The organism is Nocardia sp. CDC153 (genome assembly GCF_035818515.1).
In the GTDB taxonomy this organism is placed as follows: Bacteria; Actinomycetota; Actinomycetes; order Mycobacteriales; family Mycobacteriaceae; genus Nocardia.
Genome location: NZ_JAYKYU010000006.1, coordinates 360,273 through 385,473, shown reverse-complemented (window position 1 = coordinate 385,473; position 25,201 = coordinate 360,273). Strand labels below are relative to the sequence as shown.

Below are 25,201 nucleotides of genomic sequence, written 5' to 3'. Positions count from 1 at the left end.
TTCAGAGGCGGCGGAGGTGGATGGGGAGGCCGTCGGCCGGGGTGGGGCCGGTGCCCGCGACGAGAGGAACCTCGTAGTCGTCCGGGACGGTCCAGCGGTATTTGAGCAGCATGCGGTGCATGGTGGCTTTGACCGTCATGCCGCCGAAGTAGCGGCCTATGCATTTGTGGGCGCCGCCGCCGAACGGAGGCCAGGCGAAGCGGTGGGATTTGTCTTCGGCGCGGGTGGGGTCGAAGCGTTCGGGGTCGAAGACGTCCGGATCGTGCCAGTATTCCTCGTTGCGCATCATGGAGTACGCGCCGACCATGACTAGTGCGCCCTTAGGGATGTAGTAGCCCGCGATGTCGGTGTCCTCCAGGGCTTCTCGCACCATCTGCCCGACCGGGGCGTACATGCGCAGCGTTTCCTTGAACGCCATCTCCAGGCCGGGGAGGCGGTCGAGGTCGGCGTAGTCGAGGGTCGGTTTGCCCAGGGCCTGCGATTCCTTGCGCAGCCGCTCCTGCCATTCGGGGTGGCGGGCCAGTTCGTAGGCGAGCATGGAGATGGCGATGGTGCTGGTGTCGTGCGCGGCCATCATGACGAAGATCATGTGGTCGACGATGTCGGCGTCGGTGAAGGATTCGCCGTCCTCGGTCTCGGCATGGCACAGCACGCTGAACAGGTCCTCGCCCGCGCCCGCGCGTTTGGCGGGCAGTTCGCGGCGGAAGTAACCCTCGAGGAGTTTGCGCCCGCGCAGGCCCCGATTCCACACTCCTCCGGGCATATTCGTGCGGATGATGGCCTTGCCGCCGTGCACGGCGTCCTCGAAGGCGCGCGAGAGGCGGTTGCCTTCGGGGCCGAGTTCCGCGCCCGCGAAGACCACGGTGGCCTGTTCCAACAGCAACTGCTTGACGTGATCGTAGAGCGGGAAATCCGGGGCGGGCTGCCAGGAGTCGACTCCGCGCACAATGCGCGGGGTGGTGAGATTCAGGTAGCCGATCAGCCGCGGCCGCGTGAACGCCTGTTGCAGGATGCGGCGGTGATAGGCGTGATCCTCGAAGTCGCGCAACAGGATTCCGCCGCGGAAGAACGGACCGATGAGGAATTCCCAGCCCTTCTGCGCGGACAGCACATGCTTGCGGTCCAGCAGGAATTCCTCGATGGCGGCCGGACTGCCGATGCCGACCACCTGGCGACCGAAGACACCCATCCACTGCACCGGACCGAACAGCCTCATGCGTTCGCGGCTGAATCCGAGCGGATCGGCGAGGGTGGCGACCACGTGTCCGATGCCGGGCGGGCCGTAATCCCCCATCACCGGCTCGAGCCCGCTGCCGGGCGGCGGTGCCGCCAGCGCCCGCGGCACGGTGGGATAACGCTCCAGCACCCCGGCGGCGCGACGCTGAATTCGGTGATTCACCACGGCTTTTCGAACAGCCATGTACCAACGGTAGCGGAAACGGAGATATCCGTAAACGGTCGTTTCCCGATTTCTGTGCCAAGCTGTCAGGGTGACGCGGGCTTTCAACGGAACCTATCGCGGCACCACGACCGATGAGCGCAAACAACAGCGCAGGCGGCGAATGCTCGACGCCGCGCTGGAGATCGTCGGAACGCAGGGGCTGGCCGCTCTCACGGTGCGCGGCGTGTGCGAGCAGGCGAAGGTCGGCCCCCGCTTCTTCTACGAATCCTTCACGGACCTGGACGCTTTGGCCGCGACCCTGCTCGACGAGGTCCAGGGCGAGGCCCTCGCCCGGGCCCGCACGGCCATGACCGAAACCCCCGGCGGCTCCGACGAGAAACTCCGCGCGGGCGTGGCCGCCCTCATCATCGCCGTCACCGACGACCCCCGCCGCGCCAATATCGCCTTCGCCCAGGCCTACGGCAGCGAACTCCTCATGCGCCGCCGCTTCGAAGGCATGCGCCAGGTGGCCGCCCTCCTCATCGAACAAACCCGAGTCCTCCTCGACCGCCCCGAGGGCGACGACACCGCCCTCACCGCCTTGGCCCAACTGATCACCGGCGGCGCAGCCGAACTCATCCTCGTCTGGCTCGACGGCGGCCTAAAGGTAGACCGCCCAGTCCTGATAGACCTCGTAGCCGACTACGTCGTCGCCATGGTCGACCGCCTCCCCGGCATGACCGAGAAACTGGCCTGATCAAGGATCGCGGCGGGCGAGGTCGGTGGCGAGGATTTCGTCGACGACGATCTTGGCGGTTTCGGCGCAGGCGGTGATGCCGCCGTTGGCGTATTCCTTGACGGCGTCGCCGACGTTCCAGAGGTTGGCGAAGGGGGTGTCGTGGGGGAGGTCGTATCCGGCGACGGCGCGTTGGGGCGGCCAGTCGTCTCGGGTGACCGCGATGGAGAGGATTCGGGCTTGGTCGAAGCCGGGGAGTTCTTCACGGAGATCCTGGAGTACCAGGGCGGTTTCGGCCTCGGGGTCGAAGTCGCCGACCGAGGGCTTGGGGACACCGGTGCCGACGTAGAGATGCCAACCCTCCGGTGCCATCTCGGGGCAGGTCGCGGTGAAATTGGCGACGTAGCAGAGGCGACGGGTGCGCGCGAAGCTGAGCAGCCCGGGTGCCTCGAGCAGGGGATCGCGGCTGGCGAAATTGACCGAGATCATGGCGCAGGGCAGGTCGCGCTGGAGCACGGTGCCGACGTAGGCGGACGGGAAGTGTTCGGGGCCAACGAGATCCAGGGTCGCCGAGGGACCGATGTCGCTGATCGCGAAAGCGCAAGTGACGTCGGTGGTTTCACCGTCGCGGCGAATGCGGGCCCCGGTGACGCGGTCGTCTTCGACGAGAAGCTTCTCGACCTCGCTGTTCAGCCAGACCTGTCCCCCATTGTGTTCCACCACTTCGGCGAGCGCCTTCCACAGCCCGATCGTCCCCTCCGGGCAGAACCCGAACTTCTTGAACGCCGACTTGCGCGTGAAGTACGTCAGAAACACCCGCGCCGGCAGCTCCTCCGACCCGACCGCGAAGATCGACCCGCACATATTGCGGAAGATCCCTTGCACCGCATCATTTTTGGTGTACCGCCGCACCCATTCGGCGGTGGAGAGCTCTCGATCGGGCAGCCCGCTGTCCTCGCGAGCCGCCCCGATCCCGGTGAGCAGCCTGGCCCCGTGCCGGGTCAGCTGCGAAATGAGCAGTCCCCACCCACCGCTGGTGACGTCCACATCGCGACCGTTGATCCGGTAGAGAATCGGCGGATCCGCCGGGCGCACTTCGAATTTCGCCCCGACCTCTTGAAAGGTCTGTTCGGTGATGCCGCCGATCTCGACGACCACCGCCCCGGTATTGATGGTGAATCCGTCGATCTCCTCGGTGGAGGCGCGGCCCCCCACCCGATCCAGGCGTTCGACCACCAGGGTGCGGTAGCCGTGGTGGGCGAGCCGGGCGGCCGCGCACAGCCCGCCCACTCCGGCTCCGACAACCAGTGCGTCCCACATGTTCTCGCTCATGGCGAGCTCCTCCAGCAGGCTCGGCCCGCTGGGGGTCACCCCGCTGGATTCACCCCGGGCTGAGCGTCGGACATATCGGTAATACGACTCCAATTCTCTCGCACCTCATCCAGCGTCGGGACCGCACTGAACAAGACGGGCTTGTTGGCGAACAGCTGGACGCGGTGCACCGCGCCGCCACCGACCACGAAGGTCATGCCGGAGTCCTCGTTCTCCTCGCTGACCAGGTACCCCACGATCGGCGCGACCTGGGCGGGCGGCAGCTTCTCGAGCATTTCGGGCGAGGCGATGTCCGCGGTCATGCGGGTGGCGGCGATGGGTGCCACGGCATTGACCTTGATGTCGTACTTGCGGCCCTCGATCGCGAGGGTGTTCATCATGCCGACCAGTCCGAGTTTGGCCGCGCCGTAATTGGCTTGGCCGAAGTTGCCGTACAGCCCGGAGGTGGAGGTGATCATGACGATGCGGCCGAAGCCCTGCTCGCGGAAGTGCCCCCAGGCGGCGTGGGTGACATTGAACGAGCCGAACAGGTGCACGCGCTGTACGGCCTCGAAGGCCTCGGGGGTCATCTTGAGGAAGCTGGTGTCGCGCAGAATGCCCGCGTTGTTGACCACGCCGTGCACCGCGCCGAAGTTGTCGAGCGCGGTCTGGATGAGCGCCTGCGCGCCCTCGACGGTGGCGACGCTGTCGTAGTTGGCGACCGCGGTGCCGCCGGCGGCGCGGATCTCCTCGACCACCGCGTCGGCCATGCTGTGGCCGGAGCCGGAGCCGTCGCGCGCGCCGCCGAGGTCGTTGACCACGACCAGCGCGCCCTCGCGGGCCAGCAGCAGCGCGTATTCGCGGCCGAGGCCGCCACCGGCGCCGGTGACAATGACGACGCGATCGGTTACACCAGGCATGAAAGTTCTCCTTGCCGAATCTAAGGTCCTTTCGGAAAGTAGCAGTCGCGGGTGGGGCGTCGTGTGCTGGCCGCCACACTCGTCGCGGAACTGGCCAGTCGATAGGGTTGGTGTGATGACTCCGCATCTGCACCAGCGTTATCCCGACCTCGCGCGGACCCTCCCGCATGTGCGGCTGGGAACGAGTCCGACACCGGTGCGGCGGCTGGCGTCACTGGACACGGTCGGCGCGGACATCTGGCTCAAGGACGACAGCGAGTTCGGCGACGGCGGCTGGGGCGGCAACAAGGTCCGCAAACTGGAATGGCTGCTGCCCGATGCGCTGCGGCAGGGCCGTATGACCATTGTGACGGTGGGCGGGCTGGGCACCAACTGGGGGTTGGCGACCGCGCTGTACGGGCGCGAGCACGGGTTGAAAACCGTTCTGGCGCTTATCGATCAGCCCGAGGACGATCACGTGCGGGCGCAGTTGAAAAGGCTGCGCGACTCGGGGGCGGAGCTGCATTTCACGCACACCAAGGCGCGGACGATCGCGAGTGCGCCGTATCTGCTGGGGCGGAATTTCTCCGGATTCCGACCACCGTATTTCCTGCCCGCGGGCGGGTCCTCGGCGGTGGGTGCGCTCGGATATGTAGAGGCGGCACTGGAATTGGCGGAGCAGGTGCGGGCCGGGGAGCTGCCGGAGCCGAGCCATATCGTGATTCCGGTGGGCTCGGGCGGGACCGCCGCCGGGCTTTCACTCGGTCTACGGCTGGCCGGATTGTCGACCCGGGTGGTGGGCGTGGTCGTGAATGACACACTGCGCCTTGACGAATCGACCCTGTCCAAGCTTGCCGCCCGCAGCGAGCGGCTGCTGCGCAAGCGGGGAGCTCGGCTTCCCGAGCACCTCTCCCCCACCGACAATCTCGATATCGTGACCGAGTATCTGGGCCCCGGATACGGCTATCCCATGCCGGAAGCCGCTACCGCGCAAGCACTCTCGGCCGATCGCGAGCACATGCAACTGGAGCCGGTCTATACCGCCAAGGCCATGGCGGCGCTGCTGGACATGAACGCGCACGGGCGGTTCGGCGACGGTCCGGTGGTGTATCTCAATACCAACGGACCGCGCTGAGGCCGAACCCGTCCGTCGATCACGCTTCGGCGAGCTTGGCGGTCAGGAATTCTTCCCAGGTGCGCTGTCCCACAGCGTGATCCGGCGTCAGGTTGGCACCCGCCGCGTAGGCGCGCGACGCCTTGCCCGGTGCCTTCACGGTGAGGATCGGGCGACGCCGTCCGGTGGCGTCCAGGTAGCTGCGCAGGAGTTCCTTCATGGTGTACACGGTCGGGCCGCCGATCTCGTCGACCAGTCCGGCGGGCTCGCCCAGCGCCAGTTCCACCAATCGCGCTGCCACCTCGGCGGTTTCGATGGGCTGGAACCGGAAGTCGAAGGCCGGGACGACGGGCAGCTTGCCCATGGCGGTCACCATGCCGAACAGCAGATCGTGGAACTGGGTGGCGCGCAGGGTGGTCCACGGCAGGCCCGAATTCTCCACCACCACTTCGGCGTCCCGCTTGCTGGCCATGTAGCCCATGGTCTGGCGGTCGATGAAGCTGTGCACCGGCACCCGCTCCGCGCCCACCACCGAGATGTAGATCAGGTGCGGGAAGACCCCGGCCGCCTTGATCGCGTCGACCAGGATCTGCGCCTTCTCACCGTCGCCCTTCAGCTCGCCCGCGAGGTGCAGCACGGTGTCCACACCCTGGACCGCGGCCTCGATGCCCGCGCCGGTCTGCAGGTCTCCGGCCACGTAGTCGATTCCGTCCACGCTTTCCCGCGCGGTGCGGCTCAGCACCCGCACGCTGACCCCGGCCTGCAGCAGCAGCGGCGTCACCAGCTTGCCCAGGGTGCCCGTGCCACCGGTAACCAGCACCGTCTCGACCATTGTGATCATCTCCTTCTGTCGTTTCCGCCATGTTCTCGATGGCGTCTCGACTGGTTGACGACACGGCCCCGGCACCTGTGACACGGTGTGACCGGTCCCACTGCACCGGCCCGTCGTACGCTGGGCGTATGCCCGCTCCCGAGCAGTTGGATCGCCTCCTGGAGTTGATCTCCGGCCGCCGCCTGGCCGTCCTCACCGGCGCGGGCATCTCCACCGACAGCGGCATCCCCGATTACCGCAGCCCCGATTCCCCGCCCCGCACCCCCATGACCTATCAGCAGTTCGTCGGCGATCCGGTGTTTCGGCAACGCTATTGGGCCCGCAACCACGTCGGCTGGCGTCGCATGGACGCCGCCCGCCCCAACCCGTCCCACCACGCGCTGTCTCGCCTGGAACGCGCGGGCGTGGTTTCCGGCGTCATCACCCAGAACGTGGATCTCCTCCACACGAAAGCGTTGCACCGCAACGTCATCGATCTGCACGGCATCTACGCCCGCGTCCGCTGCCTCACCTGCGACTCCCTCACCTCCCGCCTGTCCCTGGCCGACCGCCTCGAAGCCGCCAACCCCGGGTTCGCGGAATCCCATCCCGTCGACGGCTTGGAAGTGGCCCCCGACGCCGACGCGGTGGTCACCGACACAGCCTCGTTCCGCATGGTCGACTGCCTCGCGTGCGGCGGCCTCCTCAAACCCGACATCGTCTACTTCGGCGAATCCGTCCCCAAACCCCGCGTAACCGCCGCCTACGACCTGGTCGACTCCGCCGATGCACTCTTGGTGATCGGCTCCTCCCTCACGGTCATGTCCGGCCTCCGTTTCGCCCGCCACACCGCCAAATCCGGCCGCCCCGTCATCATCCTGAACCGCGGCCGCACCCGAGCCGACGACCTCGCCACCCTCACCCTCGACACCGCCTGCGCCCCCGTCCTCACCGCACTCGCAAACGCTCTCGCCCCCAACTGATTCCGATAAGCGATGCCCAGTGGCATTCGCTCCAAGGACGTTCTGCCCTTCTCCACGGTCCGCCCGCAAGTCAGTGTTGGTGGTGGCCGACGGCCGAATCCGCGCGCGGATCAAGACCTTCGAGAGGACATGAACATGAAGCCGTTGTCGGAATCGCTGATGGAGCTAGCGGCGCAGGTCAAGCGCTTCGAGGAGTCGTCCGCCGCGACGCGCGAGGCCAACCGCGCCAAGCTGCAGGCCCGCCGCGAGGAACTGGGCGCGACGCTGCAGCAGGAAGGCCACGAGTTCGAGAAGACCGCCGGGGATCTGCGCGAGGCGGCCTCGAAGTGGTGGGCCGACACCCGTGACGCCCTCGAACACCAGATCAGCGTGATGCGAGCCGATTTCGAGAAGTGGCAGAGCGAAGTCAAGGCGCAGCGAGCCGCCGCGGCCGCCCAGCCCGCCGACGCCGCCAAGCCCGCCGAGACGACTCCCAAGAGCTGACCCCACCCCCACCCCTGCGAGCCCACCGCTCGCAGGGGCTCGCGTCGACTCCACCCGGGCGGTACCTTGCATCGGACGCTATGTGAAGGAGACGCCGCCGTGGATACCGTTGAGCGGAACATGTTCCCGGCCTGGTTCGACCGCTTGCAGGTCAAGTACATGAACCCGGTCGTCCGCAAGCTCGGCCCCTACCTCCCGGGCTTCGCCGTGATCGAGCATCGGGGCCGCAAGTCGGGCCGCGCGTTCTCCACCCCGGTCAATGCCTTCCGCGTGGGCGGCACGCTGTATGTGGCCATGGGCCACGGTCGAACCGACTGGATCAAGAACATCCTCGCGGCGGGCGAAGCCGAAACCACCTACGCCTTCCGCCGCTACCGCCTCGTCAATCCCCGGGTCATCCCCCGCGGCGAAACCTCCCTCCCCGGACTCGCCCGCTTCATGGCCCGCCGCCTTCCCCTCTTCGCGGCGGACACCGTCACCACCTAGCTCGCCGCTAGCCGCGGCTCGCGGCAAAGGCACCGGCGAACAGGGCCATCACCTCGTCGACGGTGACGTCGTCGCGCACGACGCGCGCGGTGTGCGCACGGTGGAGCAGCCGGGCAAAATGGCCGAAAAGTTCCGCCACTTCCGGTGCGCCGATGGGCAAGTCGACCTCCGTGGGAGCGAGAGCGGGTTCGACCGTCACGTTCTCCCCGCCCGCGGCACGTGCGGCGGTGAGCCCGGCATCCAGTCCGTCGAGCACGTCCCGGGCGTGTTCGAGCAGTGCCGTCCCGGCCGAGGTCAGGTTCACGCTGCGGGTATTGCGGTGGAACAGGTCGCATCCCACCAATTTCTCCAGGGCGCGAATGGTTCGGCTGAGCGCGGGCTGGGTGACATAGAGCCGCTGCGCCGCGCGGCCGAAATTGAGTTCCTCGGCCACCGCGACGAACGCCCGCAGCTGCCGCAGCTCCACCCGCGCATCCGTGTCCACGACGGTCTCCCTCAGTTGTAGTCGCGCCGCACGCTGGATCCGACCCGCGTGATGTCGGTGCCGTAGATGTGCAGGCTGATGGCGGGTTCGCGAGTTTCGTTCCCGATGCGGTGGATATCGCCGGGCGGGGCGAAGCCGCCGACCTCGCCTGCGACGTTGTCGCGCACGCCGATTCGCGGGAGCGACGCGTCGAACAGTTCCTCGTGTTCGGTGCCCGCCAGCACGCCGACGACGCACCAGGTGATGTGGTCGTGGATGCGGGTGGTCTGGCCGGGCAGGCAGACCAGGCCCACGATGGAGAACGCGCCATCGGGTTCCACGTGCAGGATATGACCGGCGAGCTCGTCGGGATCACCGCGACGCTGGTCCGGCGTCAGCACATCGGGGCCGGGCAGATGGGCGCGGAGCTGTTCGGCGACCAGTTCCGCGGTGCGGGCCCAGTCGACTCGCCGATCGATCACCCGGCGCACCGCCGCGACGAGATCGTCGAGTGCCGGGGTGGTCGGGCGAGTGGTCGAGGCGGTTGTCATGGTGTCCTCCCTCGCGAAAGCGGTTGTGCCGCTCAGCGTCTCGCCGGGAGGTCATATTCGTCCAATGACAATTTTCGCGCCTACCGATCAATATCCTTGATGGATGCTGGATATCGTGCGATTACGCGTGCTCGCGGCGATCGCCGCGCACGGCTCGGTCACCAAAGCCGCCAAGCAGCTCAACTATTCGCAGCCCGCCGTCAGCCATCACCTGGCCCGGTTGGAGGCCGAGACCGGCGCTCGGCTCGTGCAGCGGGTCGGCCGCGGTATCCGGCTCACGCCCGAGGGCGAGCACCTGGCCCGCCGCGCGGCCGAGATCATCGCCCGGGTCGACACCGCCGCCGCGGAATTGTCCGAGATGGTCGGGCTGCGCACCGGCCGGGTTCGGGTGGCCGGATTCCAATCGGCATTGGCCACCTTGATACCGCATGCCGCGATCACCCTGCGCCACGAATATCCCGGCATCGAACTGCATTTGGCCGACGCCCACCCGAATGTGGCCTGCGATCTCCTGCGGGCCGGGGAGGTGGACGCCGCCGTCATCTTCCGCTACGACGACACGACGCCGGACGACATCCACACCGTCCACCTGTTCGACGACCCCATGTGCCTGCTCAGCCTCGAACCCGGCCAGACACTGGAAGACCACCGCGACTCCGACTGGATCGCCGGGTGCCCGAACTGCCGCCGGGAGTTCCTCGAAGCCTGTCAGCGCGCCGGATTCACCCCGCGCATCACCTATACCAGCGACGACGTGATCGTCGAACAGGCCCTGGTCGCCGCGGGCATGGCCGTGACCACCATTCCCGCCCTGACGCTGCGCAGCCACCGCGCACCGTTGATCCAGGCCACCCCGCTGCCCGACTTTCGGCGACGCATCTACCTGGCAACCTATGGCGAGCCACCGATTCCACCGGCAACCTCAGCTTTCATAGCCGCACTGCACCGCGCCGTGGAGCAGATCCACTGTTGAGGAGAGATGGGCCTATTCGTGCCCAAATAGCTGCCGGAGGGCAGGTTTCTGCCAATTTCGGTGGCTTTGTGCACGTTTAGGCCCATGATCAACTAGTCCCCGGTGCAGAAGATGTTCCAGGGCGGGTGGCCGACGTGGTGAGACCGCAATGGGGGATGGTCGGCTCGGCACTCCAGGAGGGGGACGCGGGCTGCGAAGTACCCTCTTGGCTTCACAGTCGGGACCACAGTCATGATGTTTGGCGAGGGCGGATTTGGCCATTTCGAGATTCATGACCGGATAGTCCGGAATGTCGTGCGATACGAACGTCATGACTGGCTCCAGTTGTGGGAGTTGATATTTGGACTCGCCGCGCGCGGTGATACGAGTACACGCCAACCCACCAGGCCTTTGGAACTTCCGCCATGGCCAAAACGGCAGAGAAGTGCCAAACTTCCAGAACGGATACTTCCAGATTCGCCGCCCTTCAATAGGGAGAGAAACGAAATGACTGGATCCACCCTCCCGGCACGTTCACTCGGACGACTGCTTGCCCAATACCGCCAGCGGGCGGGACTGTCGCGATCGGCTGCCGCGCAGATCGTCGAGACATCGATTCAGACCATGGGACGGCTCGAAGATGGGCTGAAATCCAAAGTGCCGCAGCTGTGGATCAATGCGCTCGCCGATGCCTATCGGGTGAGCGACAGTGAGCGCCGGGTTCTCATTGGATTGACCCGGGAACTCGCATCGGCACAGCAGAATTGGTGGCGGCCCTATGCGGACGAGATGAATCCTCGGTTCGATCACTATCTCGGCCTGGAAGAGGCGGCGCGGCGGTTGGCGGTCTGGCGGCTCAGCTTGCTGCCCGGATTGCTGCAAACACCCGAATACCGCCGCGCGATTGCCTGGACCGAGTGGCCGGACCTCGCGACCGAGCAGGTGAACAAGCGTGTCGAGATGGCCGTCCGACGCCAGGTACGGCTCAACGACCGAGCTTTCACGGTCGATGCCATCCTGTCCGAAACCGTGCTGCGGGAGCAGATCGGCGGCCCTGCCGTCATGGCCGAGCAGATGGCAAGGCTCGTCGAGCTGTCCGAGTTGCCGAATGTGTCCATTCGCGTCGTGCCGTTCAACGCTCCCCGGCATCTCGGATCCCGAGTGGGATCGTTTGCGATGCTGGAGTTTCCGAAGCTCCCGGCTACCGGGATGATCGAACCGCCGGTGATCTATATCGAGGACTACGCCGGTGATGGCTACTTGGAGCGGGAGGTCGAGGTGAGGCGATATCGAGACGCTTTCACCGAGATCGCCAGGGTAAGTTTGGATCCGGACGCAACACGGCACCTCTTGGTGTCCGCTGGCAAGGAGTACCGAGCGTGACGATCGATCTATCCGGGGCGCACTGGTTCAAGAGCAGCTACAGCAGTTCGGGTGGGGACTGCGTGGAGGCGGCGCATCTCGGCGGTGGCCAAGTCGCAGTGCGGGATTCGACGTTGGGCGATGCCGGTCCGGTGGTGGTTTTCGAGGCTTCGGCGTGGGACAGCTTCAATACCGCCGTCCGGGCCGGGGTGTTCGATCTGGGTTAGCGGAGGAGTTGTCGGGGGTCCGAAGTAGGTTGGCCGTCATGAGCCCGCGTATACCCAATTTCGAGTATCAGCGTGTGACCGTCGCCGACGGGGTCGCCCTCAATGTCGCGGTGGCCGGGTCCGGCAGCCCGGTCGTGCTGTTGCACGGGTTTCCCCAGACCCATCTCATGTGGCGGCACGTCGCCGCGGAGTTGGCCGCCGATCACACCGTCATCTGCCCGGATCTGCGCGGTTACGGCGACAGCGACAAACCGGTCGACATCCATGGCCAGACCTACTCCAAGCGCACGATGGGCAACGATATCGTCGCGCTGGCACAGGCTTTCGGGCACGACCGCTTCGCGCTGGCCGGGCACGACCGCGGCGTCCTGGTCGGATTCCGCGCCGCCCTCGACCACCCGGAGAACGTCAGTCACTTCTTGGCCCTGGACGTCCTTCCGACTCTCGACATGTGGGATGTCATGAGCGGTTCGACCGGTGTCGTCGGGTTCCATCTGTTCCTGATGGCCCAGCCGGTCGGTCTGCCGGAGCAGCTCATCGGCGCGAGCGCGGATGCGTTCTTCGGCCACTTCCTCGATATCTGGACCCGCGATCCGGCGGCGATCCCGGCCGAGATTCGCGAGGTGTACCTGACGGCGAGCCGGAATGCGATCCCCTCGATCGTCGCCGACTATCGCGCTTCGGCGAACGTCGATGTCGAGCACGACCGTGTCGACCGCGCGGCCGGGAACACCCTCCGCATGCCGGTGACCGCGCTGGCACAGGACTGGGGTGCCGAGCTGGGGTTCGATGCCGAGGCGATCTGGCGGGCCTGGGCTCCCGATCTCCGTCACGAGCTCATCGGCTGCGGTCATTTCATGGCCGAGGAGGCACCCGCCGAGATCGTCCGGGCTATCAGGGAATTGGTGAAGCGCTAGTCCCGGATCTCGAGCCGCCGCACCAGGGCGACCAGCGCCGCCCGCAGGGCCTCCGGGTTGTCGGTGTCCGCGCCGAGGATCATGCGAACCACCTGGGGGGCGGCGAACCACCAGGCCGCGAGGGCGGCGACGGCGTAGAGGAGGTAGCCCGGGGCTACGTCGTCGGTGAGGGTTCCGGCCTGTTGGGCGGCGGCCAGGGCGGCGACCTTGTCGGCGTAGTGGGAGGCGCGGGCGGATTCGGCGGGGAGTTCGCCTTCCTGGGGCTGCAGGCCCTCCCAGTACATGAGGCGCAGGAATTGGGGGTGGGTGCGGTGGAAGTCGAAGACGTGGCCCGCGTATTCGGCCAGGTCTCCGGCCTTGTCGGCGGAGAGGGGGCTGGCGGCCGCCAGTTGTTCGAGTTGGTCGGTGAGGACGGCTTCGAAGAGGCCGCGTTTGTCGCCGAAGTACTGGTAGATGCGTTCCTTGTTGATGCCCGCGCGGGCCGCGATGGCGTTCACCCGGGCACCGTCGGGTCCGCGTTCGGCGAACTCGTGCACCGCCGCCTCGAGTAGCAGCCTTCTGGTCCGCTCGGTATCCCACGCCATGGGCCCTATCCAACCATCTCCAACCACACGGTTGCGGTTGGACCCGCGGCTGTGGCAAACTCCAACCACACGGTTGCAACCAAACGGTTGCGGATGATCCTGATTCGCGAACGGCACAGAGAGCAGGAGGTGGCATCGTGCCCGAGTTGCGCTCCCGCACGGTCACGCACGGACGGAATATGGCCGGGGCCCGCGCGCTCATGCGTGCCAGCGGCGTCCCGTCGGCGGATATCGGCCGCAAGCCGGTCGTCGCCATCGCCAATAGCTTCACGGAGTTCGTGCCCCGTCACACCCACCTCCAGCCGGTCGGCCGCATGGTCTCCGAGGCCGTGCGCGCGGCGGGCGGCATCCCGCGCGAGTTCAATACGATCGCGGTGGACGACGGAATCGCCATGGGGCACAGCGGAATGCTGTACTCGCTCCCCTCCCGCGACCTGATCGCCGATTCGATCGAGTACATGGTGAACGCGCATTGCGCCGACGCCCTGGTGTGCATCTCCAACTGCGACAAGATCACCCCCGGCATGCTCATGGCCGCCATGCGCCTGAACATCCCGACCGTGTTCGTCTCGGGCGGCCCGATGGAGGGCGGCACCGCCGTGCTGGTGGACGGCACCGTGCGCAGCCGCCTCGACCTGATCGTCACCATGGCCGAGGCCGTGTCCCCCGACGTCTCCGACGAGGACCTGGCCCTCATCGAGGAGAACGCCTGCCCCACCTGCGGTTCCTGCGCGGGCATGTTCACCGCCAATTCCATGAACTGCCTGACCGAGGCGCTGGGCTTGGCCCTGCCCGGCAATGGCACGACCCTGGCCACCCACACCGCCCGCGCCGAGCTGTACCGGGCCGCGGGCCGGACCGTCATGGATATCGCGCGCCGCTACTACGACGCCGACGACGCGTCAGTCTTGCCCCGAAACATCGCCTCCCGCAAGGCCTTCGACAATGCGATGGCTCTGGATCTGGCCATGGGCGGCTCCACCAACACGGTGTTGCACCTGTTGGCCGCCGCGCAGGAGGCCGGGCTGGACTACAACCTCACCGATATCGAGAAGATGTCGCTACAGGTGCCGTGCCTGTGCAAGGTCGCCCCCAATGGCGACTATTTGATCGAGGATGTGCACCGCGCGGGCGGCATCCCGGCGCTGCTGGGTGAACTGAACCGCGCCGGTCTGCTGCACCGCGATGTTCATGCGGTGCACGCGGATTCGCTCGATGGGTGGCTGGCTCAATGGGATGTGCGCGCCGCCGATCCCACTGCTGCCGCCGTGGAGCTGTTCCATGCCGCGCCGGGCGGCAAGCGTTCGGCCAGCGCCTTCTCCCAGTCCGAACGCTGGCACGACTTGGATGTGAACGCCGCCGAGGGCTGCATTCGCGATGTCGCCCACGCGCATTCGCGGGACGGCGGACTGGCGGTGTTGCGCGGCAATCTCTCTCCCGACGGCGCGGTGGTGAAGTCGGCGGGCGTGGCGGCGCACATGCACACCTTCACCGGCCCGGCCGTGGTGGTGGAATCCCAGGAGGACGCGGTCGAGGCGATCCTGTCCAAGCGCATCAAGTCCGGGGACGTCCTGGTGATCCGCTACGAGGGCCCGCGCGGTGGCCCGGGCATGCAGGAAATGCTGTATCCCACTTCGTATCTGAAGGGTCTCGGACTGGCCGGTGAGTGCGCGCTGATCACCGACGGCCGCTTCTCGGGCGGCTCGTCCGGCTGCTCCATCGGCCACATCTCCCCCGAGGCCGCGGCGGGCGGCACCCTCGCCCTGGTCCAGGACGGCGATTCGATCACCATCGACATCCCGTCACGCACCCTGACCCTGCATGTCGACGACGCCGAGCTCGAATCCCGACGCGTGCGGCTGGAGGCGAACGGCGGCTACCGGCCGCGCAATCGCGACCGGCAGGTGTCGCTGGCGCTGAAAACCTATGCGCTGCTGGCTACTTCCGCCGATCGCGGCGCGGTGCGCGATCCGGCCAAGCTCGCCGACTGAGTCTCAGTCGGCGACGGACTCCACGACGAAGCTGGCGACGGTTGTTGTGCTGCCGCCGATATTGACGGTGCCGTAGCGGGTGACGTCGGGGAGTTGGTAGTCGCCCGCGCGGCCGGTGACCTGTTTGTAGGCGTCGAGCAGCATGCGGACGCCGGTGGCTCCGACCGGGTGGCCGATGCCGATCAGGCCGCCGCCCGGGTTGATGGGGAGACTGCCGTCGCGGGCGATAGTGCCTGACTCCACGGCTTTCCAGCTTTCGCCGGGGGCAGTGAGGCCCAGGTGGTCGATGGCCACGTACTCCGACATGGAGAAGCAGTCGTGGACATCGACGCCGTCGAGTTGGTGGATGTCGGGCAGACCCGCGCGGGTCAGGGCGTCGAGGACGGCGGTGCGGACGTGGGGGAAGACGTAGGGATCCTCGGCGGAGGCACGGAATTTGGCGTCGAGCGGTAGGCCGACGGTGCGATGTCCCCAGCCGGAGATCACGGCGGTGTCCGAGGTTCGGAAGTCGCTGTGCTGCTTCAAGAATCGATCGGAGACCAGGATGACGGCGGCCGCACCGTCGGTCATCTGGCTACAGTCCTGACGCCGGAGCTTCCCGACGACCGGCGGGTTGGCGGCATCGTCGTCGGTGAAGCTGTCGTCGGTGTAGGTCCAGTCACGGGTCTGGGCATATGGATTCAGGCGGGCATTGGTGATATTCAGCTCGCTGATGGCCCGCAGATGCGCGGGATCGAGGCCGTATCGGCGGTCGTATTCGCATGCGATGGCGGCGAATTGCGTGGGCCACACCAAATCGGTGCCCTCGGCTTCGTGGCCAGCCCAGGCGGCTGCACCCATATAGGCGGCCGCCTGCGCACCCGGGACGGTCTTCTCCAGTTCCGCGCCCAGGACGAGCGCGCAGTCATAGCGCCCCGACTCCAGGTCGGCCATGGCGGCGAGCGCGGCCATACTGCCCGAGGCGCAGGCAGCCTCGTGTCGGGCGGCCGGTACACCCCAGAGCCCGGGATGGACGGTCGCGGGCATTCCGCCGAGATGTCCTTGGCCGGTGAACAATTGGCCGAAGGCATTGCCCACATGGATCACCTCGATGGCGCTCGCCGCCAGACCGGCGGCTTCGAGCGCTTGGTCGAGGACGCCGCCGATGAGCGCGTCGAATCCCAATCCGGCGCGATGCCAGTTGACGGCGAAATCGGTTTGCGCGCCGCCGAGTATGTACACGGACACGGGTCCTCCTTGGAATTCAGAGTTGAGCGCGGAGTTCCCGGCGCAGCAGCTTGCCGACCGGGTTGCGCGGAAGCGTCTCGACGATCTCCAGACGCTCGGGCAGCTTGAAGGACGCGACATCCCGAGCCTTCAGGTGTGCGACGAGATCATCGAGCGTCACGGTCATCCCGACCGCGGGAACGACAATGGCGCAACACTTCTCGCCGAGCACCTCGTCGGGATACCCGACCACCGCCACGTCGGCGACCGCCGGATGGTCCATGAGCAGACCCTCGATCTCGGCGGGCGCGATATTCATCCCGCCGCGAATGATGATCTCCTTCACCCGGTCCACGAACCGGAGATACTTCCCATCCTCGGTGAGCTCGAAAACATCACCGCTACAGAGGTATCCGTCCTCATCGAAGGGCTCGGTCGCGGCGGTTCCGGGCAGATAGCCCCCGAAAACGGCCGGGCCACGCAGCCTCAGCTCACCACGTCCCCCGTTCTCGCCGACCGTCTCCCCGGTGGTGACATCGACCAGTTTCACGCTGGTCCGCTCGGCCAGCCGAGTCGACCACCGCACCCCGGCCGCACCGTAGTACGGCAGATGCTGGGCCCGCAGCGTCGGATCCGGGATATCCGCCGGAGCCCCCAACAGACTCACGCCCTCATTGGAACCGAAGAAGTTGATGACCTGAATCCCCAATTCCTCCTGCCATTTCCGCACCACCGACGGCGGTAGCGGCGCACCACCCGAACCGACGGTCCGCAACGAGGACAGATCCGCCCGCGCCCGCAGCGCATCGTTCTGCAGCAGCATGGTCAGCAAGGCGGGCGGCATGGCCGTATGCGTCACCCGATGCTCGGCGATCTGCCGAAAGAACACCCCAAGATCCAGGGGCTGATGCTGCACGAGATGCCCACCACCCAACAACCACGGCAAGAACGACCCCGCGAAACCCGCCATATTCACCATCGGAAACGGATTCAGCACCACCGACTCCGGCGTCACCCCCAGACCATCCTGCACCCCACCCGCCACCGCCAGCCAATCCCCATGACACCGCGGCACCCCCTTGGGCGCGGCCTCGGTCCCACTGGTCCAACAAATCGTCACCCGATCGTTCACACTGAACCCGAGCTGAGACTCGTAGTCGCGCAGCTGATCACGTACCTCGTCCAGGGGTTCGCTACCGATCGGCACCACACTCTCCCGACCCCCGAGCGCACTTCCCACATCGTGCGAGTCGAAGACGAAGACCGTGCGCTCGTCTCCGGCTACCGCGAGCGCCTCGGCCGCCAGGGCGCGATCGCCCACTCTCCCAGCGGTAATGATCGCCTCGGCATTGGTGGCGGCGACGATCCCGGACAGCTCGTGTCGGCGGTAGGACACCGGCATGGGGGTCGCGACCGCGCCGAGTCGCCACAGGGCCAGGTAGGTGGCGGTGAGGGCGATGGAGTTGGGGAGCTGGATGGCGACGGTGGAGCCTTGGCGAATGCCGTTGGCCAGCAGGACCCCTGCGATGTCGGTGATGTGGGCGTCGAGTTCGCGCCGGGTCAGGGTGCGGGGCTGGGCTCCGGTCAGGTCGGCCAAGTTGGCGGGGTCGGTGAGCGCCGGGGCGTCCGGGGTTTCGGCTACGCGCTGGCGGAAGACCTCCGGGATCGTCTCCGGCTGCCACCAACCGCGCTCGAGGTAGGAGCGCACGGTGTCGTCCGGGTGACAGGTCGACACCGCGTCACGAAGCGTGGAAGCCGGTGTGGGGGAGAATGTTTCGGCCATCTGCTGCCCTTGTCGTGAGTCGGTCAGGGTGGGTTTGCCGCGATCGGCGACCCGGTTCATCTCGTGCGGCGGTTCATGTCATGCGGCGCACGACCATCGCCGAGCCCAACCCCAGCGCGGCCGGAATGGCGACCAGCGCGTATTCGCCGTCGCGGCGGCGCAATTCATCGAGGGCTTGGGTGATGAGAATTCCGCCCGTCGCACCCAGCGGATGGCCGACCGCGACCGCGCCGCCGGACGGATTCACCCGTGCCGCGTCCAGCCCGAGCTGTCGCATGAGCACCAGCGGTGTGACGGCGAAGGATTCGTTCACCTCGATCACATCCAGCTGCGCGGCCGAGATTCCGGCCCGCTGCAATGCCACCCGTGCCGCGCTGATCGTCGCGGTCAGGAGCGGCGATCGCACGGAGGTCTGTGCCGTGCCCACGATCTGCGCGACCGGCAATCGTCCGAGAATGTCCGCTGCCCGCCAATTGCCGAGCAGCAGCGCCGAAGCACCGTCGGCGAGTTGTGGGGCGGTGGCGATCGTGTGCAGCCCGGCGGCCGGGCGACGAGCACCCGGCAGACGACGGGCGACCCGTTCCCACGACGGGTCCTCGCCGAACAGCGTGGGCAGGGCCGCGAAGGCCGACACGCAGGCATCCGGCCGCGCACCCTCATCGGCGGCGAGCACCGTGGTGTCGCCCTTGCGCACGGGTATCACCGAATCCGACATGGTCGCGCTCCCGGCCCGCCGATGCGACCGCACCGCGTAGGCGTCCAATTCGGCCCGCGTAATGCCGTATTCGGCCGCCGTCACATCCGCCGACACCCCGATGGTCACGAACCCGGTCCGCTCCCCCAGATCCGCGTCCACTGCGATGGCGGGCCGATCCGCCAGCATCGGCACCCGCGACATCGACTCCACCCCACCCGCGACCACCAGATCCGCGAACCCTGCCGCCACCCGCGCCGCCCCGCTCTCCACCGCGTCCAGCCCCGAACAACACAATCGCGAAACCACGGCCCCCGGCACCGAATCCGGCCATCCGGCCCACAGCACGGCCGCCCGCGCCACATCCCCGCCCTGCTCCCCCACCGCGGTGCTCACCCCGACGATCACGTCATCGACCGCCGCGGGCGGACAACCTCGCCGCTCGAGCGCCGCGAGCAACTGCCCCAACAGCTCGTACGGCGGCATCTCCGCCAACGTCCCCCCGCCCTTGCGCACCCGCCCTCGCGGCAACCGCACCGCGTCATAGACGAACGCTTCACTCACCGGCGTGCTCCGACTGTTCGGGACGAATGCCCGCCAGGGCGTCCAGGGTTCGATGTCCGGCCGGGTCGTCGGCCGTGGTCACGGGGACGATCACGACCTCGTCCGCACCGGCCTCGGCGTATTCGGCCAGTCGAGCCGTCAGGGTCGTTACGTCACCGAACATGCCTACCGCCGAAGGCAATTCGTTCGGAATGGCGGCCAGCACGTCGCGGGGGTGTGCGCCGCTGTGCGCCAGATCCACCACGTCGCCGAATCCGGCCTCGGTGAACATGGTGTCGTAGCCGGGGGCGCGCAGGTAGCCGACTACTCCCTGGCGGACCGTGGTGAAGGCGTCGTCGTCGGGATCGGCCGCGGCGATCACCCACACCGAGACCGGTGGAGCAGCGCGCCCAGCCTTGGCGGCGAATTCGTTTATGGCGCTGACGCATCGGGCCACCTGGGCGGGTGTCACCAGGTTGAGGACGACGCGGTCGGCGCAGCGCGCGGCCACCTCGAGAGCCTTGTCGCCGAACGCCGCGACGATGACTTCGCCACCGCTCGCCGGTGCGGTCGCATGGTCGGGTGCGGTGCCCTCGGCAACGCCTCGGCCCTGAATCGCTCCGACGCTTTCGATTCCGGCGCTGCCCACGGTCTTTCCGAGCACCGCGGTGGACAGGGTCGCGCGCAGGGCGGGTAGTCGGAGGCGGAAGCCGCGCACGCGTTCGATCAGGCCGTCGTATTCGACCTTCTCACCGGCCAGCAGCGCGCGGACGATGCGGGTCGTCTCGTCCAAATGTCGTGCGGTGCGGTGCCGTCGACGGCCATGCCAGTCGCGGACGACAACGGTGCTCGAGGTGCCCAGGGCGATATCGACCGGGCGACCCGTGAGAGCGGCGACGGAGGCCGTTCCCATCGCGATGGTCGCCGGGCTGCGGACACCGATCGGAACCGGGCCGATACACAACGGGATTCGGCCCGGCGACTGCCCGATGGCGGTGGCCAGGGCGAAGGCGTCGAAGGTCGCCATCTCGCCGATCCACAGGCGGTGATAGCCGAGTTTGTCCGCGGCCTCGGCCACTTGGAGGGCATCGAGGGATTCGCGGTTCTGCCAATAGGGAAGACTGACACTCAATGTGGGAAAGGTCACGCGGTCAACCTATTTCACGAGACCGGCCGGGCGGCAGCCCTCATTCGATCGCCACTGACCCAGGTGGCATGGAAACCTAGGGGGACGCGGACCGGCAGCCCGAGACGGCAGACCGGACCGGCGGTGAGGTCGGCGGCGTCGTAGATCCAGACTTCGCCCAGGCCGGTGTGATTGTTGTGGGCGAACATGGTGAGCCAGGCGTCGTCCTCGGCGGTGCCGCCGGGGCGCGGCACGACGGTGAGTTCGCTGCCGAAAATGCCGTCGCCGAAGGGCGCGGTTTCCTTTGCGCCGGTGAGGATGTCGTACTTGATGACGGCGTCGAAGATCATCGTGCGATCCACCGACAGCCGCATTTGATACGAATATCGCCCGCGTCGACCGGTGCCGCCTTGGTCGATGGCCGGGAATTCGGTGTTCACGTCGTCCATCACGTCCTCGACCGTCACGCCGGTGCGGAGGTTGAAGCGGTACTTGTGCAGCTTCGCCTCGGGCCGCAGATAGGCCAGCAGCTGAGCGAGCGGATGGGCACGGTCGGAGACGGGGCTGGGCTCGGAGACTCGGCAGACCACCAGGACAATCTCCTCGCCTTCCTCCCAGGAGTTGACGGTGTGGTAGATGTAGCCCGACTCGGCCTCGAACCACTTCGCCTGCGCCCCTTCGCCATAACGCGGCAGCACCGCGAATCGGCTGGGCAGACTCCGATCGAAGTGGATCTTGAACCGTCCGGCGGCCGCCGCGCGTGGATCGTTGTAGAGCGGCAGATCCATGAGAATCGAATAGTTCTCGGTGATCGCCATATCGTGCGGCAGCCGCGGGCCGGGCAGCTCGACGCCGGTGAAATGCTTGACCGTGCCGTCCGGATCGGCGACCCCGTAACGCAGGTACGGCGAGTGGATGCCGTAGTCGAAGAACAGCAGCTCCTCGGTGCGCTCGTCCACCTTCGCGTGCGCCGAAACCTCACCGCGCAGAGTGCCATTGAAGGTGTCGATGCCCCGCGTCTCCAGGCTGATCGGATCCAGCGCGTACGGCTTGCCCGCGCGATACCACAGGGCCAGCAGATTGCCGTGGTGATACACGAGATCGGTATTGGCGGAATTGCGTTCGCGGCGGTCGCCGGGCGGATTGTCGTCCCATGGCTCGATCACCCCGCGCCACAACGCCGTTCCCGCCGCGTGCTCGGCCTCGAATTCGGCGGTGCGGATGAAGCGATTCCGATAGGTCGCCCGACCGTCCTCGAAGTGAACCGCGTGCAGCATGCCGTCGCCGTCGAACCAGTGGTATCGGCCGAGCGGCGCGAACTGCGGATTGGGGCCGTTGCGCACGTACACGCCGTCGAGATCGGCGGGCAATTCCCCGTGCAGCACAGTCAGATTCGTGGCGGTCGTCTCCTCCGCCACCGGCGAGTACGGACCTTCGAGATAGGGATTGGTGAGCGCCTGCGCGGCGGGCGCGATGAGTTCTTCATTGAGCGGCATGACAAGCCTCCAGCGACCGGGCAGGCCGCACCCGGCATCAATCACTACAGTTATTGAAGTGATACGCGTCTCAGTCGAGGCTGTCAAGAGCCCGGCCGGTGACCGGCGGCTCGAAGCGGACATCACGCCGGGCCAGCACCGCCTCGCACCCGCGACAGCGCAGCGCCGGGACCAGCACCGCACCACAGTCCTTGTGCCGGATGAGCAATCCCGACTCCGGCGTCTCCGGATGCGCGCGCCGCGACCACGCCAGCAGAAAGGCGAAGACCCCGAACAACGCTCGCCCGCGCGGGGTCAATCGGTAGTCGCGCCCACCCGCGTCCGGTCGCTGCAGGATGCCCGCGTCGACCAGCCGCGACAGCCGCTCGGTCAGCGTGGTCGGCGACATGTTCAGTGCCGCGCGGAAATCCGAGAACCGCCGCACCCCGGCCAGCGCCAGCCCGGTGACCGCCGCGCTCCACCGGTCGCCGATGGCCTCCATGATCTCGTCGAAGCGGGCGTCGCCGCGAGCCGGACCGGCCGCGCGCCCGGAGCGTCGCCGCCCGGAAGTGAGGTGCCACAACGCATCCCGATCCAACTCCACCTCGGTGTCGTGGGTGGTGACATCGCGCCCGCAGGCCCGGCACATGACCGTCGGCGGCCCGCGATGCCCGCAGTCGGTATGGGTGAACTCCGGCAGCAGCGCCCACTCGCCGGTCCACTCCCGCTGCCACGACCAGACGCAGACCAGGATCTCCCAGCTCGCCAAACCCAGCTCGGTGAGCCGATATTCGTACCGTTCCGCCGTTCCCGGCCGCGGCACCCGCTCGAGCACCCCCGCATCGACGAGCGCCGCCAGCCGCGCGGTGAGCACGGCGGGCGGCGCTGCGGTGCGGTCGGCCCACTGGGTGAACCGGCGCGCGTGGTCGACGAAGGCGTGCCGCAGGATCGTCAGCGTCAGTCGATCACCGAGCAGATCGAAGGTTGCGGCCACCGGATTCGTCACTTCAATAACTGTACTTCATCCGGGTGATCCGGCTCGCCCGTCATGCTCGCGAGCTCACGCTGCACGGCCGCGTCGTGCTCGGCCGCCTCCTGCGCCGCCTTCTTCGGGCTCCAGTGTCCGGCCATGATGAACACGAACGGGATGAAGGCGATCTGCGCGATCAGGCAGATCCACCACCAGCGCTTCCACTGCTTGGGCGAATCCGCCTGCGCCTGCTGCACTTCCTGACCGTGCGCGGACAGATAGGCCAGATCGTCGGCGGGAATGGCGCTCACGGCCTCGAGCTTCGCGCTCGCGGTGGTCAGCGCCGGACCGGTCTGGGAGGCGATCGCCAACTGATCGACGGGCACCTTCTCCGCGGCGGTGATCCGGGCGACGGCCTGATCCGGCGGAATCTTGAACTTCTGCGCGACCTGCCCGACCGCGTTGGCCGCGGCGGCCTGATCGTTCGGATTCGTCAGCAGTTTCACCAGCGTCGACTGATCGATCGACTGCAAGGTGGCCAGCTCGTCGGGATACTTGGCGTTCAGCTCGACCGTGGTCTTCACATTCGCCGCCGACTCACCGGTCAGCTTGACCAGCGCGTCGACCTGCGCCGCCTCGTCGTTCGGATTCTTGCCCAGCGCCGTCAAGGTATCCGCGCCGACGGTTTGAATCGTCTGAATCTCGTTGTGGTACTTGGCATTGATGGTCTGCAACCGCGGCCCGTAGTTCACCAGCGTGCCCGCGGCCGTCACCACGAACAGCAGTCCCAGCAACACGAACGTCACCACGGTCCGCAGCGTGCCACCCCACACCGCGAGCCCGACGGCCGTCGCGGCCGGATTCCGCTTCTCCACGGTCTCGGTGAAGCTGGCCATCCAGGTGGAGTAGGCGATGCCGCTGCCGACGGCGGTGAAGCTCATGACCACCGCGAAGGTGTAGTAGTCGGTGCCGGGATGGTCGGTGTAGCTGAGGAAGACATAGCCGCCGATGATGCTGATGACCGCGCCGAACACCATGAACGGTTTGCGCACCTTCAGCGCGTCGGACACGATCCCGGTCAGCACCAGCGAGATCGCGCTCGCTATCCAGTACCAGTTGCCCAACGCATTGGCCTGCGCGGCGGTGAACCCGAAGTTCGTCGCCATATAGACCGGCAGGAACGACACGATGGTGTAGAAGAACGCCAGGAAGATCGAGATGGCCAGCGCCGAGCCGAGGATGTCGAGGTGCATCATCTGCCGCCACTGGTTGCGTTCCAGCGCATCCACATCCAGCCCGCGCGCCCGCGCCTCGATCAGCGCCTTGTCGCGTAGCGAGACCATGATCTGATCGCGCAGCTTGGGGCTCAGCTCGCGCAGCCCGATCAGGCCGACGATCGAGATCACCGTGCAGATCACGCCCGAGAGCCGGTAGTGGTACTGCCAGTCCGGGTGCGCGTCCAGGGTGTGGGTGGAGATCTCCGTGGTGACCAGCGCGCCGAGCACCGGCCCGAGGGTCCAGAAACCCATGGCCGAGGCACGATCCAGCTGCGGTGAGAAGTCGCGCACCAGCGCCGGTGTCGCCACCAGCACCGCGCCCTCGACAATGCTGATCGCGCAGTACACCGCCAGGAACGCCGCTTTCGACGTGCACTGCGGTTGCGCGAACAGGGTGAGCAGCGAGGTGATAACCGTCCCGTACGCGACGATGTTCGCCCGCCCCCACCGATCCAGCGCGCCGGTGATCACCGAGGCCACCGCCCCGAAGGCCGCGCCGATGATGAAGATCATGACGAACCAGCGGAAGGTCAGGTGGAAGTAGGCGATCAGCTGATTGCCCACCGCCCCCGACACGAACAGCTGGTAGTACAACGCGATCGACACGACGACAACGAGGAACAGATACCAGGAGCGTGCCGGGGTCTCCGGATAGTGCGGCAGCTTGCGCTGCCACAACCCGGTGAGCAAGGTCGGCGGGGGAAATTCCGCGGCGGGCCTGGCCGCGGTCGGAGTGCTACTCATGTCGAGACGCCTTTCTCTCCACGGCATTTCGTGCGCCCTCGACTACCCTTCGCGTCAATCGCACGAGCAACCGGGTGAAAACAGGGTAGCGGGCATGAGTGACCCGAATCACTGTTACCGAAATCAGGACTG

The 25,201-nt window shown here is 67.2% G+C and carries 24 protein-coding genes; 10 read left to right on the top strand and 14 right to left on the bottom strand.

Features of this window, described 5'->3' with window-relative positions; all coding sequences use genetic code 11:
• Position 1 precedes the first annotated feature (1 nt).
• Positions 2 to 1,420 carry a cytochrome P450 gene (locus VMT65_RS32115; RefSeq protein WP_326312311.1) on the bottom strand — a complete coding sequence of 473 codons (1,419 nt, stop codon included), beginning with the start codon at positions 1,418 to 1,420 and terminating at the stop codon, positions 2 to 4.
• Positions 1,421 to 1,490: 70 nt separating this feature from the next.
• Here VMT65_RS32115 and VMT65_RS32110 point away from each other — a divergent pair, with 70 nt between their 5' ends.
• A complete protein-coding gene (locus tag VMT65_RS32110; protein ID WP_326312309.1) occupies positions 1,491 to 2,138 on the top strand; it encodes a TetR/AcrR family transcriptional regulator in 648 nt (215 codons plus the stop codon).
• Here VMT65_RS32110 and VMT65_RS32105 read toward each other — a convergent pair whose 3' ends face one another.
• Both VMT65_RS32105 and VMT65_RS32100 read right to left on the bottom strand, forming a co-directional pair.
• Positions 2,139 to 3,449, bottom strand: coding sequence for a phytoene desaturase family protein (locus VMT65_RS32105; RefSeq protein ID WP_326312307.1), 1,311 nt, complete (start codon positions 3,447 to 3,449; stop codon positions 2,139 to 2,141).
• 35 nt (positions 3,450 to 3,484) lie between these two features.
• The gene (locus VMT65_RS32100) at positions 3,485 to 4,348 is read right to left on the bottom strand and encodes an SDR family oxidoreductase (RefSeq protein ID WP_326312305.1); all 864 of its coding nucleotides are present in this window, start codon (positions 4,346 to 4,348) and stop codon (positions 3,485 to 3,487) included.
• Between the two features lie 115 nt (positions 4,349 to 4,463).
• Here VMT65_RS32100 and VMT65_RS32095 point away from each other — a divergent pair, with 115 nt between their 5' ends.
• Positions 4,464 to 5,462 (top strand): 1-aminocyclopropane-1-carboxylate deaminase/D-cysteine desulfhydrase, encoded by a 999-nt coding sequence (locus VMT65_RS32095; RefSeq protein ID WP_326312303.1) that lies wholly within the window; start codon positions 4,464 to 4,466, stop codon positions 5,460 to 5,462.
• A 19-nt stretch (positions 5,463 to 5,481) separates the two neighbouring features.
• Here the strand turns inward: VMT65_RS32095 and VMT65_RS32090 are convergent, their stop codons facing one another.
• Entirely contained in the window at positions 5,482 to 6,282 is an 801-nt protein-coding gene (locus VMT65_RS32090) for an SDR family oxidoreductase (RefSeq protein WP_326312301.1), read from the bottom strand.
• Positions 6,283 to 6,401: 119 nt separating this feature from the next.
• On the opposite strand from VMT65_RS32090, the gene VMT65_RS32085 reads away from it, so the two are divergent.
• The 3 genes from VMT65_RS32085 to VMT65_RS32075 all read left to right on the top strand — a co-directional run bounded on the left by VMT65_RS32085 (position 6,402) and on the right by VMT65_RS32075 (position 8,204).
• On the top strand, positions 6,402 to 7,235 hold the full coding sequence (locus tag VMT65_RS32085) for an NAD-dependent protein deacetylase (RefSeq protein ID WP_326312299.1): 834 nt from the start codon (positions 6,402 to 6,404) through the stop codon (positions 7,233 to 7,235).
• A 135-nt stretch (positions 7,236 to 7,370) separates the two neighbouring features.
• Positions 7,371 to 7,718 carry a hypothetical protein gene (locus VMT65_RS32080; protein ID WP_326312297.1) on the top strand — a complete coding sequence of 116 codons (348 nt, stop codon included), beginning with the start codon at positions 7,371 to 7,373 and terminating at the stop codon, positions 7,716 to 7,718.
• A gap of 99 nt (positions 7,719 to 7,817) precedes the next feature.
• Positions 7,818 to 8,204 (top strand): nitroreductase family deazaflavin-dependent oxidoreductase, encoded by a 387-nt coding sequence (locus VMT65_RS32075; protein WP_326312295.1) that lies wholly within the window; start codon positions 7,818 to 7,820, stop codon positions 8,202 to 8,204.
• 7 nt (positions 8,205 to 8,211) lie between these two features.
• Here VMT65_RS32075 and VMT65_RS38510 read toward each other — a convergent pair whose 3' ends face one another.
• Both VMT65_RS38510 and VMT65_RS32065 read right to left on the bottom strand, forming a co-directional pair.
• The gene (locus VMT65_RS38510) at positions 8,212 to 8,688 is read right to left on the bottom strand and encodes a LysR family transcriptional regulator (RefSeq protein ID WP_442790343.1); all 477 of its coding nucleotides are present in this window, start codon (positions 8,686 to 8,688) and stop codon (positions 8,212 to 8,214) included.
• An 11-nt stretch (positions 8,689 to 8,699) separates the two neighbouring features.
• Positions 8,700 to 9,218, bottom strand: a complete 519-nt coding sequence (locus VMT65_RS32065) for a cysteine dioxygenase family protein (RefSeq protein WP_326312293.1) — start codon at positions 9,216 to 9,218, stop codon at positions 8,700 to 8,702.
• A gap of 103 nt (positions 9,219 to 9,321) precedes the next feature.
• Between VMT65_RS32065 and VMT65_RS32060 the strand changes: the two genes are divergently transcribed.
• The 4 genes from VMT65_RS32060 to VMT65_RS32045 all read left to right on the top strand — a co-directional run bounded on the left by VMT65_RS32060 (position 9,322) and on the right by VMT65_RS32045 (position 12,676).
• Positions 9,322 to 10,191 (top strand): LysR family transcriptional regulator, encoded by an 870-nt coding sequence (locus VMT65_RS32060; protein ID WP_326312291.1) that lies wholly within the window; start codon positions 9,322 to 9,324, stop codon positions 10,189 to 10,191.
• 486 nt (positions 10,192 to 10,677) lie between these two features.
• Positions 10,678 to 11,553, top strand: coding sequence for a helix-turn-helix domain-containing protein (locus tag VMT65_RS32055; protein WP_326312290.1), 876 nt, complete (start codon positions 10,678 to 10,680; stop codon positions 11,551 to 11,553).
• Entirely contained in the window at positions 11,550 to 11,759 is a 210-nt protein-coding gene (locus VMT65_RS32050; RefSeq protein WP_326312289.1) for a DUF397 domain-containing protein, read from the top strand. The genes VMT65_RS32055 and VMT65_RS32050 overlap by 4 nt, the downstream gene beginning before the upstream one ends.
• Before the next feature lie 38 nt (positions 11,760 to 11,797).
• Positions 11,798 to 12,676 carry an alpha/beta fold hydrolase gene (locus VMT65_RS32045; RefSeq protein ID WP_326312287.1) on the top strand — a complete coding sequence of 293 codons (879 nt, stop codon included), beginning with the start codon at positions 11,798 to 11,800 and terminating at the stop codon, positions 12,674 to 12,676.
• Here the strand turns inward: VMT65_RS32045 and VMT65_RS32040 are convergent.
• Entirely contained in the window at positions 12,673 to 13,260 is a 588-nt protein-coding gene (locus tag VMT65_RS32040) for a TetR family transcriptional regulator (protein ID WP_326312285.1), read from the bottom strand. The two genes, VMT65_RS32045 and VMT65_RS32040, sit on opposite strands and share 4 nt — an antisense overlap.
• A gap of 137 nt (positions 13,261 to 13,397) precedes the next feature.
• Here VMT65_RS32040 and ilvD point away from each other — a divergent pair, with 137 nt between their 5' ends.
• Positions 13,398 to 15,251: a dihydroxy-acid dehydratase gene (ilvD, locus tag VMT65_RS32035; RefSeq protein WP_326312283.1), complete on the top strand. Its 1,854-nt coding sequence runs from the start codon at positions 13,398 to 13,400 to the stop codon at positions 15,249 to 15,251.
• Between the two features lie 3 nt (positions 15,252 to 15,254).
• Here the strand turns inward: ilvD and VMT65_RS32030 are convergent, their stop codons facing one another.
• The 7 genes from VMT65_RS32030 to VMT65_RS32000 all read right to left on the bottom strand — a co-directional run bounded on the left by VMT65_RS32030 (position 15,255) and on the right by VMT65_RS32000 (position 25,069).
• Entirely contained in the window at positions 15,255 to 16,472 is a 1,218-nt protein-coding gene (locus VMT65_RS32030; RefSeq protein WP_326312625.1) for an acetyl-CoA acetyltransferase, read from the bottom strand.
• 22 nt (positions 16,473 to 16,494) lie between these two features.
• Positions 16,495 to 18,240 carry a class I adenylate-forming enzyme family protein gene (locus tag VMT65_RS32025; RefSeq protein ID WP_326312281.1) on the bottom strand — a complete coding sequence of 582 codons (1,746 nt, stop codon included), beginning with the start codon at positions 18,238 to 18,240 and terminating at the stop codon, positions 16,495 to 16,497.
• 73 nt (positions 18,241 to 18,313) lie between these two features.
• Positions 18,314 to 19,498 carry a thiolase family protein gene (locus VMT65_RS32020; RefSeq protein ID WP_326312279.1) on the bottom strand — a complete coding sequence of 395 codons (1,185 nt, stop codon included), beginning with the start codon at positions 19,496 to 19,498 and terminating at the stop codon, positions 18,314 to 18,316.
• Complete coding sequence (locus tag VMT65_RS32015) at positions 19,491 to 20,624, bottom strand: LLM class flavin-dependent oxidoreductase (protein WP_326312278.1); 1,134 nt, start codon at positions 20,622 to 20,624, stop codon at positions 19,491 to 19,493. The genes VMT65_RS32020 and VMT65_RS32015 overlap by 8 nt, the downstream gene beginning before the upstream one ends.
• 14 nt (positions 20,625 to 20,638) lie before the next feature.
• Entirely contained in the window at positions 20,639 to 22,099 is a 1,461-nt protein-coding gene (locus VMT65_RS32010; protein WP_326312276.1) for a carotenoid oxygenase family protein, read from the bottom strand.
• 70 nt (positions 22,100 to 22,169) lie between these two features.
• Positions 22,170 to 23,084, bottom strand: coding sequence for a winged helix-turn-helix transcriptional regulator (locus tag VMT65_RS32005; RefSeq protein ID WP_326312274.1), 915 nt, complete (start codon positions 23,082 to 23,084; stop codon positions 22,170 to 22,172).
• On the bottom strand, positions 23,081 to 25,069 hold the full coding sequence (locus VMT65_RS32000; protein ID WP_326312272.1) for an MFS transporter: 1,989 nt from the start codon (positions 25,067 to 25,069) through the stop codon (positions 23,081 to 23,083). The genes VMT65_RS32005 and VMT65_RS32000 overlap by 4 nt, the downstream gene beginning before the upstream one ends.
• Positions 25,070 to 25,201 lie beyond the last annotated feature (132 nt).

What these genes read in the sequence shown, in the direction of transcription:
- VMT65_RS32115 (WP_326312311.1), bottom strand. Translation starts at nt 1,420, where the DNA reads ATGGCTGTTCGAAAAGCCGTGGTGAATCACCGAATTCAGCGTCGCGCC.
- VMT65_RS32105 (WP_326312307.1), bottom strand. Translation starts at nt 3,449, where the DNA reads ATGAGCGAGAACATGTGGGACGCACTGGTTGTCGGAGCCGGAGTGGGC.
- VMT65_RS32100 (WP_326312305.1), bottom strand. Translation starts at nt 4,348, where the DNA reads ATGCCTGGTGTAACCGATCGCGTCGTCATTGTCACCGGCGCCGGTGGC.
- VMT65_RS32095 (WP_326312303.1), top strand. Translation starts at nt 4,464, where the DNA reads ATGACTCCGCATCTGCACCAGCGTTATCCCGACCTCGCGCGGACCCTC.
- VMT65_RS32090 (WP_326312301.1), bottom strand. Translation starts at nt 6,282, where the DNA reads ATGATCACAATGGTCGAGACGGTGCTGGTTACCGGTGGCACGGGCACC.
- VMT65_RS32085 (WP_326312299.1), top strand. Translation starts at nt 6,402, where the DNA reads ATGCCCGCTCCCGAGCAGTTGGATCGCCTCCTGGAGTTGATCTCCGGC.
- VMT65_RS32080 (WP_326312297.1), top strand. Translation starts at nt 7,371, where the DNA reads ATGAAGCCGTTGTCGGAATCGCTGATGGAGCTAGCGGCGCAGGTCAAG.
- VMT65_RS32065 (WP_326312293.1), bottom strand. Translation starts at nt 9,218, where the DNA reads ATGACAACCGCCTCGACCACTCGCCCGACCACCCCGGCACTCGACGAT.
- VMT65_RS32060 (WP_326312291.1), top strand. Translation starts at nt 9,322, where the DNA reads ATGCTGGATATCGTGCGATTACGCGTGCTCGCGGCGATCGCCGCGCAC.
- VMT65_RS32055 (WP_326312290.1), top strand. Translation starts at nt 10,678, where the DNA reads ATGACTGGATCCACCCTCCCGGCACGTTCACTCGGACGACTGCTTGCC.
- VMT65_RS32045 (WP_326312287.1), top strand. Translation starts at nt 11,798, where the DNA reads ATGAGCCCGCGTATACCCAATTTCGAGTATCAGCGTGTGACCGTCGCC.
- VMT65_RS32040 (WP_326312285.1), bottom strand. Translation starts at nt 13,260, where the DNA reads ATGGCGTGGGATACCGAGCGGACCAGAAGGCTGCTACTCGAGGCGGCG.
- VMT65_RS32025 (WP_326312281.1), bottom strand. Translation starts at nt 18,240, where the DNA reads ATGGCCGAAACATTCTCCCCCACACCGGCTTCCACGCTTCGTGACGCG.
- VMT65_RS32010 (WP_326312276.1), bottom strand. Translation starts at nt 22,099, where the DNA reads ATGCCGCTCAATGAAGAACTCATCGCGCCCGCCGCGCAGGCGCTCACC.
- VMT65_RS32000 (WP_326312272.1), bottom strand. Translation starts at nt 25,069, where the DNA reads ATGAGTAGCACTCCGACCGCGGCCAGGCCCGCCGCGGAATTTCCCCCG.